This window comes from Ruegeria profundi, assembly GCF_020171505.1.
In the GTDB taxonomy this organism is placed as follows: Bacteria; Pseudomonadota; Alphaproteobacteria; order Rhodobacterales; family Rhodobacteraceae; genus Ruegeria; species Ruegeria profundi.
Map to the genome: position 1 here is coordinate 109,258 of NZ_JAIUZS010000002.1, position 8,715 is coordinate 117,972.

The window sequence follows — 8,715 nt, forward strand, 5'->3', positions numbered from 1 at the left end:
GCTCAGGCGTCCTGTTCGTCTTTGTTGAGGCGCAGGGTGAGTTTCTGCAGCAGAGTCACAAGTGTATCGTGATCTTTTTCCCCAAGGATGTCGCGATAGTAGGCCGCGATGTCCGATGCTTCGGTCATATGATCGTTGATGATCGCTTGCCCCGCGCCGGTGATGGCGATGTGCTGGCGACGACGATCATTGGGGTCAGCCTCGCGCGAAACGAGTCCGGCGTTTTCCATGGAGTGAATAATCCGGCTCAGGCTGGGGGACATCAACGCAGCGCGATTGGCCAGCATTCCGGTATCCATTTTTCCGCTTTCACTCAAAACGCGCAAGACGCGCCATTGCTGCTCGGTAATGCCAGCTTTTTGCAGCATTTTGCGGATAGGTGCCATGACCGCCTCGCGTGCGCGGGTGAGCGACACGGGCAAAGACTGCGAGGTCGGAGGTAGTAAAGAGTTCAATTGAGTTGTTGACGTATCTTGCAATAATCTGATCCTATTTATTTCACGTGTTAATTAAATTGATTGACTCACGGTTGCAATATCCAGTACACATGGATTTACTTAACATGATAAATAAAATAGTGAACTCATGCCGCATATCCACATTGAGTATTCCGGAAACCTTGAACGGGTCGTTGATATGGCCGGTTTGTGCGACGCGCTCCGGCAATCAGCAGCCGGGATATCTGCGCTGCCAATGCCCGGTGTGCGCGTCCGCGCGATCCGTGTCGATCACTATTCCATCGCGGATGGCGACCAAAAACATGGGTTTGTCGATATATCGGTCCGATTGCGCGAAGGGCGACAGGACGACGTCAAGCAAGACGTCATCAATAAACTTTTCAAAACCGCGCAGGCGTTTCTTGCACCTGCAATGAAAACGCACTCAATCGCGCTTTCGTCCGAACTGCGCGAGATTGATGCACAGCTCTCGCCGAAATGCGGCACAATCCGAGACCATCTGCAGGACCCGAAATGAGTACCTTGGAGCAGAATCTTGAAAAGCTGCACGCGTTGTTGGGACGTTTTCAGGCAGAAGGGATAAAGAACCGCATTGCGGGCGAGGATCGGGACGGCTCGGCCGGGACGTTTCAAAACACGTCTCCCGTAGACAAAAGCGTGATTTGCAGTGTTGCCCAAGGCAACCGCGATGACATCGACGCCGCAGCGAATGCCGCAGCCGACGCCTTCCTCAAGTGGCGCGACATACCCGCAACCGAACGGCGCAAGATTCTGATCCGTGTGGCCGAGGCTATCGAAGAACGTGCCGAAGAAATCGCCTTGTGTGAATGCTGGGATACGGGCCAGACCCTGAAATTCATGTCCAAGGCAGCGCTGCGTGGAGCCGAAAACTTTCGCTATTTTGCTGATCAGGTTGTTCAGGCACGGGATGGCCAGCATCTGAAATCACCGACCCTGATGAATATCACTACACGCGTTCCCATTGGGCCTGTTGGTGTCATTACTCCGTGGAACACGCCATTTATGCTGTCCACTTGGAAAATAGCCCCTGCGCTGGCGGCCGGATGTACGGTGGTTCATAAGCCGGCAGAGGCAAGTCCGCTTACGGCGCGATTGCTGGTGGAAATCGCTGAAGAAGCCGGTCTGCCAAAAGGTGTGTTGAACACAGTGAACGGTTTTGGCGATGAGGCAGGCAAAGCGCTGTGTGAACATCCAAAAATCCGCGCCATTGCCTTTGTCGGTGAAAGCCGCACGGGCAGTTTGATCACAAAGCAGGGGGCAGATACGCTGAAGCGCAACCACCTTGAGCTGGGCGGAAAGAACCCGGTCATCGTGTTTGACGACGCCGATCTGGACCGTGCATTGGATGCGGTGATCTTCATGATTTACTCGATCAACGGTGAGCGCTGCACCTCTTCCTCGCGCCTGTTGATTCAAGACACGATCAAGGAAGAGTTCGAGGCAAAACTCGTCGAACGTGTAAACAAGATCAAGGTTGGTCATCCGTTGGACCCGACCACCGAGATCGGCCCGCTGGTTACCGAAGAGCATTACAACAAGGTCACCAGCTATTTTGACATTGCAAAAGAAGACGGTGCAACCGTAGCAGCAGGTGGGACAAAGGTTGGAGACGAAGGTTACTTTGTGCGACCAACGTTATTTACCAATGCAAACAACCAGATGCGTATCGCGCGCGAAGAGATTTTTGGCCCGGTTCTGACCGCAATCCCGTTCTCGACAGAAGAGGAGGCGCTGCAGATCGCCAATGACACGCCTTATGGTCTGACCGGGTATGTCTGGACGAACGATCTGACACGCGCACTACGTTTTACCGATCGGCTGGAGGCGGGGATGATCTGGGTGAACTCGGAAAACGTGCGCCATCTTCCTACGCCGTTTGGCGGTGTCAAAGCCTCTGGCATCGGTCGTGACGGTGGGGATTGGAGTTTTGAATTTTATATGGAGCAAAAGCACATCGGTTTTGCGACCGGGCAGCACAAGATTACGCAACTTGGGATGTAATGTGACTGAAATCGGTGCCTATCTTGGGCTGATATCTTATATTTGGGTTTAGGCGCGTGATCGGAATTTGGGTTCGAAATTCCCAATTTCGATAGGGATCAGAAAACGTCTCCCTCGAGCGAAAAGCTTGAGAGAAACGAACTGACAAAGGAGGAACTGTCATGGGAAAGATCGTACAGGCTGCGAAGATTACGCATGTGCCGAGCATCTGGATGTCCCACACGATGCCAAAGTACAAAGGCATCCGGCAACCTGCCATCGATGGATATGCGCGCCTGCGTCAGGATGCGATTGATCGCGGGGTCGATACGTTTGTCGTGTTTGACACGCATTGGATTACCAATCAGGGTTTCCATTTGAACACTAAAGAGCACCACAAAGGCCGTTTCATCAGCCACGAACTGCCGCATATGCTGGCGGATATGGAATTCGATTACAGGGGCGATCACGAACTAGGCGAAACTATTCTTGAAGTGCTGCGAGAGCGTGGCGAACGGGCCCTGGGCCATTCGCACCCCGACATGGGCATGGAGTACGGCACGCTATTACCGATGCACTTCATCAATGAGGGTGTTAATGCACGGGTGTTGCCGGTTGCGGTCAACCAGTTCTCATCGATTCAGGAAAATCGGGTCTGGGGCGAGGCTATTGCGGAAGGAATTCGCCGCTCGGATCGCAATGTGTCCATTTTGGCCTCGGGTTCGCTCAGCCATGACTTCACGCCGAACGAACGCTCGGTTGACGGTTTGAACTCTGTCAATGGTGAGTTTAACCGCCAGATGGATCTAAGAGTGATTGAGCTTTGGGAGCAGGGCCGATTTGAAGAATTCCTTGAGCTTCTTCCTGACTACGCCAAGAAATGCACCGGAGAATGCGCGATGAACGATACGGCGCTTTTGTTCGGTGCGCTTGGATGGGGTAGTTACAAAGGTCAGATTGACATTTACACACCTTATTTTGGCAGCTCCGGAACAGGTCAGGCAAACATTAGCTTTTCAGTTTAAGGTATTAAAAAAATTAAAAATTACCAATCCGTGATGGCCAATCTTGGTCGGCTGTTGCGGCATAAGAAAGCGAACGGATGAACTGGGACGAATTTGCACATTGGGGGCAGCAGATATCGAAATGGGCTGCCGCCTACCATCAAACCCTGTCAGATCGCCCGGTCAGGGCGCAAACTGCGCCAGGTGCCATTTCCGCCCAGCTTGAACCGGCCCCGCCAGAAACTGGTCAGCCGATGGAAGCCATCATGGCCGACTTTGAGCGGATCGTGATGCCGGGGATAACCCACTGGCAGCACCCGCGCTTTTTCGCGTATTTTCCGGCTAATGCCGCGCCGCCATCCATGCTGGCTGAGATGCTGGTGACCACGATCGCTGCGCAGTGCATGTTGTGGCAGACCTCGCCCGCTGGCACCGAAGTCGAAAGTGTGATGGTAGATTGGCTGCGACAAGCGCTTGGTCTGCCCGAAGGGATGACGGGCGTCATTCAGGATAGCGCGTCTTCGGCCACACTTTCGGCGGTCCTGACCATGCGCGAACGCGCCACCGGCTTTACCGGTAACCGAGAGGGCTTGAATGCCAAGGGCGCGTTGCGAGTTTATTGTTCTGATCAAGTACATTCGTCGATCGACCGGGCCTGCTGGGTCGCCGGGATTGGTCAAGACAATCTGGTCAAGCTACCCACGCAAGGGCCGACCTTTGCAATTGATCCCGATGCGCTCGAGGCCGCGATCCCGCGCGACATCGCCGCCGGGCATGTGCCTGCAGGGATCATCGCTATTACCGGTGGCACGGGTGTAGGTGCCTGTGATGATCTAGTGGCCGTGGCGGATATCGCCCAAAGTCATGATCTTTACACGCATCTTGATGCTGCATGGGCTGGGTCGGCCATGATCTGCCCCGAGTTTCGGGATCCACTATGGGCCGGGGCAGAGCGTTATGACAGCATCGTGTTCAATCCGCATAAATGGCTGGGGGCCCAATTTGACTGTGCGATCCAGTTTCTGAAAGACGCGACACCGCAGCTCAACACGCTGAAAATCGAACCGGAGTACCTCAAGACCTCAGGGGCAGAGGTTACGAATTATTCAGAATGGACGATCCCGCTGGGTCGTCGGTTCCGGGCGTTGAAAATCTGGTTCTTGCTGCGCTCATATGGGCTTGACGGGTTGCGGGCGCGTATCCGCAATCACGTTGCCTGGGCCAATGAGCTTGCCGAAAAAATCGGCGCGATTGAGGGGTTTGAGATCACGACTGGTCCGATCCTCAGCCTGTTTTCCTTTCGCTGTCCGGGTGACGATGACATGCAGCAGCGACTGGTGGACGCGCTGAACGATGATGGCAGGATTTACCTTACGCAAGGTATGTTCGACGGTCGAAAGATTATCCGCCTTCAGGTTGGGCAATTCGATACCACGCGGGAAGACGTGCTAATGGCCGCTGACGTGATCCGCGATGTTTGGGGGTCTCTTTCATGAAGTATGCAACTTTCTCGGCGGATGGAGACACATTTTTTGGCGTGATCACCGATAGTGGTGCAATTGCGCTGAACGAAGCCTTTCCCGACTACGCCAGCCTTTACGAGGTGATCGCCGCCGGTGCGTTTGATCAGTTGAGCGGTGCAGTTGAAGGCAAACCGGTCACGCATACGGATTTTAAGTATGAAATGGTCATGCCGGATGCCCGACGTATCCTCTGTGTTGGCGTGAATTTCCCGGACCGGAATGCTGAATACAAGGACGGCAGCGAACAGCCAAAATATATGTCACTGTTCCCACGCTTTGCCAGCGGGTTCACGGGGCATGACCGCCCGTTGATCCGCCCGCCGGAAAACCACACGCTGGATTATGAAGGCGAGGTGGCCGTTGTGATTGGAAAGGGCGGTCGCAGGATTTCACAGCAAGACGCCTATGACCACATTGCAGCCCTGACACTTTGTAACGAAGGTACGATCCGCGATTGGGTGCGGCACGCCAAGTTCAACGTCACCCAGGGCAAGAACTGGGACAATTCGGGGGCCATGGGTCCGTGGTTGGTGCCTTTCACCGATCCCTCGCAACTGGATGATGCGCGCATCCAGACCCATGTGAATGGTAAATTGCGTCAGGACGATACTCTGAACCGTATGATGTTCCCGATCCGCCGCGAAATCGAGTATATCTCGACCTTCATGACGTTGCAGCCGGGGGATATCATTGTCACCGGTACGCCAACCGGGGCAGGCGCGCGGTTCGATCCGCCGAAGTATCTGGTTCCGGGCGATGTCGTAGAGGTTTCGGTCGAAGGCATCGGCACCTTGCGCAACACGGTCGAGGATGAACAGCCATGACGCCGGATGACCACGCCCGCGCTGCGGCCGATTTGCTGCAGGCGGAACGCACAGGCAAGCAGATCGGGCTGTTGACCCTGCGCTATCCCGATATGGGGATGGATGATGCATACGCGGTACAAAATGCCATCTATCGCCAGAAGTTAGCGGAGGGGCGAAAAGTAATCGGGTGGAAGATCGGCCTGACCTCAAAAGCCATGCAGCATGCGCTGAACATCGACATTCCCGACAGCGGAATCCTGTTTGATGACATGGCATTCGACAATGGTGGCAGGGTTCCAGCCGGTCGGTTTATCCAGCCTCGGATCGAAGCCGAGATCGCCTTTGTTATGAAGTCTTCTGTCGGCGGTGAAAACGTGACTCGTGAGGATGTTATCGCTGCCACGGACTACGTGGCGCCTTCTATCGAAATCCTCGACACCCGTATTCAACGCGTAGACCCAAAGACAGGCAAGGCGCGCACCGTCTATGATACAATCAGCGACAACGCCGCCAATGCAGGCATTGTGCTGGGCGCAGAACGCCATGCGATAGATGCTTTCGACTTGCGTTGGGTCGGTGCGTTGACCTTCCGCAATGGCGAGATTGAGGAAACCGGCCTGGGTGCCGGGGTACTGAACGACCCAATCAAAAGCGTGGTTTGGTTGGCGCGCCGTATGACGCAATATGGTCAGAGCATTGAGCCGGGCCAAATCGTCCTTTCCGGAAGTTTTATCCGCCCTATCGAGTGTCCTTCGGGTGCGAAAATCCACGCAGATTTCGGGGCTTTTGGTTCGGCTGATATCACTTTTGCCTGAAAGTAACGCCGCAGGTGCCGGCGCCCAGACAGTTAAGATCGCCCGCCTAAAGGTCGTTATCGCAACCGTCGCTCTTACAACAACAGTCAGCTAGGGGTTATGATCCTGACCCTAATTTTCTAAGTATTCGCTCCAACTCAGCAGCCTCAGATTTGCTGAGCTTGTCCTGAATGGAATTGACCAGCGTTTCAGCGTAAACCGGCCACATCGCCTTTCTGATCGCTAGCCCCTTGGGTGTAAGCTTGATCGTCTGACCTCTGCCATCATTTTCAACCTCTTCCCGAGTGATAAGACCTGCTTCAGCAATACGACCCAACATGCGGGATAATCCGTACTGTGGAAGCAATAGCCTTTCCTTCAATTCGTAGGGGCGGATACCGTCCGGCCCAGCCTTTTCAATTTCAAGCAATACGTCATACCAGCCAAGCCTTGGTAGGTTGTTGTTCTTCAACTCAGACTCGATGCCGTCAAGCAATGCTTGGCCCGTATTCAGCAAAGAAGTCCAAATTCTCGTTGTTTGCGGGTCTGGAGTGATCATGCCCAAGTTCTCGCAGAAAGATGCAATTGCATCAACCTTGACGTTTGCGCATTGAAGCCAATATAGATGCATGTGCATCTACCTTGGAGATACCAGATGACCCTTCACCTGATGAGCCACGTTCTCTGCCCCTATGTTCAACGTGCGGCCATTTCGATGTTCGAAAAAGAAGTGCCTTTTGATCGAACCGATATCGACCTAGGGAACAAGCCAGATTGGTTCCTTGAAATATCACCGCTGGGAAAAACGCCGGTTTTAACCTGCGACGGCCATGCCATTTTCGAATCTGCTGCTATTTTGGAGTTTCTGGAGGAAACGCAAGAACGGCCACTTCATCCAAATGACCCCGTTTTGCGTGCTCAGCATCGAGGATGGATTGAGTTTGGCTCGACAATCCTGAACGATATTGCTGGGTACTATAATGCGAAAAGCGAGGACATGCTTGACCAGAAGATCGCCACTCTGGCCGCAAAATTTTCGCAGCTAGAGCTGCAATTAGATGACGGGCCGTATTTTTCAGGCAGCAAATTTACCTTGGTGGACGCCGTTTTTGCGCCGATATTCCGGTATTTCGACACGTTCGATGAAATTGCAGATTTCGGTATACTGGTCAAAAAGAAGAAAGTTCTTGCGTGGCGAAAGGCATTGGCTGCGCGACCCTCGGTCGTCAACGCGGTCTCGGCCGATTATCCCCGACTTCTCTGGGAGTTTCTGCTAAAACGCGACTCTTACCTGTCTAATTTGATGAAGCAGCCAATTGGCGGGGATCAATATCGTCTGCCGCACGAAACAGCCACGAAAGTTTAATTCGGGCCGCTGCGTCTGCAGAGCGATCTTTCAAGGCATTGATGATGGCGGTTCCAACCCCAAGGCAACGACGTACTATCGGGCAGGAAGACGCGTGCTGACCGAACGAGGGCACCGTCTTCAAGCTGCGTTGTAAATCTCGGTTGCTGAGGTCTTGGATCGGTTGTCGGCCCCGGTGCTGCAGGGTGACTAAATGTCGAAGATGTCCATCAGGCTTTCAAACATGCTTTCACGTTTTCGCCGTTGGGGGCGACGCTGTCCGGTCTGAGGTTGCTGTTGATAAGACTGTTCATCGTCAAAAGACCGCTCGACGGAAACACTCTGCGCACCAGCGTCCTGAAGGGCTTCTTCACGGATCATCAAGATGATCTTTTCAAGTTCGCCTTTGTCCAGCCACATACCGCCTGACGTTTGGCAGATATCGATCTTCACACCATAACGCTCAACCTCTTTCATCGGGGAGCCGTCAATTGGAGAACTGAGTAAGGGCATATTGTTTTACCTTTGCTGAAAGGATGTACGACACTCACATTTAACGATTTTCCGTCCTCGTGATATGATGATTGGGGTGTGTTGATACAAGGGTATGAAGCCCCGGAGTTCTGCGACACAACTGCCAGGGCCGAGAGTAAAAGATCGAACTGCGCAGCCAGTAATACTTTTGATCCATTATGTCGTCGCCAAAAAGCACACGCATGATTTCGCCCGACTTCGGCCCCTGCAACTGCAGCGGCGAAACATCGGGTTCGACGATGGTAACATC

The 8,715-nt window shown here is 53.6% G+C and carries 10 protein-coding genes and 1 pseudogene; 7 read left to right on the forward strand and 4 right to left on the reverse strand.

Annotated elements, in window-relative coordinates; all coding sequences use genetic code 11:
• Positions 1–2: 2 nt before the first annotated feature.
• A complete protein-coding gene (locus tag LCM21_RS06135) occupies positions 3–416 on the reverse strand; it encodes a MarR family transcriptional regulator (protein WP_224889813.1) in 414 nt (137 codons plus the stop codon).
• Between the two features lie 169 nt (positions 417–585).
• Between LCM21_RS06135 and LCM21_RS06140 the strand changes: the two genes are divergently transcribed.
• From LCM21_RS06140 to hpaH, 6 genes are all read left to right on the forward strand, one after another.
• The gene (locus tag LCM21_RS06140; protein WP_224889803.1) at positions 586–975 is read left to right on the forward strand and encodes a 5-carboxymethyl-2-hydroxymuconate Delta-isomerase; all 390 of its coding nucleotides are present in this window, start codon (positions 586–588) and stop codon (positions 973–975) included.
• Positions 972–2,480: a 5-carboxymethyl-2-hydroxymuconate semialdehyde dehydrogenase gene (hpaE, locus tag LCM21_RS06145; protein ID WP_224889804.1), complete on the forward strand. Its 1,509-nt coding sequence runs from the start codon at positions 972–974 to the stop codon at positions 2,478–2,480. Before LCM21_RS06140 ends, hpaE begins: the two co-directional genes overlap by 4 nt.
• 161 nt (positions 2,481–2,641) lie before the next feature.
• A complete protein-coding gene (gene hpaD / locus LCM21_RS06150) occupies positions 2,642–3,484 on the forward strand; it encodes a 3,4-dihydroxyphenylacetate 2,3-dioxygenase (protein WP_224889805.1) in 843 nt (280 codons plus the stop codon).
• 77 nt (positions 3,485–3,561) lie between these two features.
• On the forward strand, positions 3,562–4,959 hold the full coding sequence (locus tag LCM21_RS06155) for a pyridoxal phosphate-dependent decarboxylase family protein (RefSeq protein WP_224889806.1): 1,398 nt from the start codon (positions 3,562–3,564) through the stop codon (positions 4,957–4,959).
• Positions 4,956–5,810: a fumarylacetoacetate hydrolase family protein gene (locus tag LCM21_RS06160; protein WP_224889807.1), complete on the forward strand. Its 855-nt coding sequence runs from the start codon at positions 4,956–4,958 to the stop codon at positions 5,808–5,810. Before LCM21_RS06155 ends, LCM21_RS06160 begins: the two co-directional genes overlap by 4 nt.
• On the forward strand, positions 5,807–6,607 hold the full coding sequence (hpaH, locus tag LCM21_RS06165) for a 2-oxo-hept-4-ene-1,7-dioate hydratase (RefSeq protein WP_224889808.1): 801 nt from the start codon (positions 5,807–5,809) through the stop codon (positions 6,605–6,607). Before LCM21_RS06160 ends, hpaH begins: the two co-directional genes overlap by 4 nt.
• Positions 6,608–6,704: 97 nt before the next feature.
• On the opposite strand, the gene LCM21_RS06170 is transcribed toward hpaH, so the two are convergent.
• Positions 6,705–7,145: a MarR family winged helix-turn-helix transcriptional regulator gene (locus LCM21_RS06170; protein WP_224889809.1), complete on the reverse strand. Its 441-nt coding sequence runs from the start codon at positions 7,143–7,145 to the stop codon at positions 6,705–6,707.
• A 96-nt stretch (positions 7,146–7,241) separates the two neighbouring features.
• On the opposite strand from LCM21_RS06170, the gene LCM21_RS06175 reads away from it, so the two are divergent.
• Positions 7,242–7,952: a glutathione S-transferase family protein gene (locus LCM21_RS06175; protein WP_224889810.1), complete on the forward strand. Its 711-nt coding sequence runs from the start codon at positions 7,242–7,244 to the stop codon at positions 7,950–7,952.
• Positions 7,953–8,141: 189 nt separating this feature from the next.
• On the opposite strand, the gene LCM21_RS06180 is transcribed toward LCM21_RS06175, so the two are convergent.
• A complete protein-coding gene (locus LCM21_RS06180; RefSeq protein WP_224889811.1) occupies positions 8,142–8,444 on the reverse strand; it encodes a TFIIB-type zinc ribbon-containing protein in 303 nt (100 codons plus the stop codon).
• A gap of 151 nt (positions 8,445–8,595) precedes the next feature.
• Positions 8,596–8,715 (reverse strand): annotated as a pseudogene (locus tag LCM21_RS06185) (glycine cleavage system protein T); the annotation flags it as partial.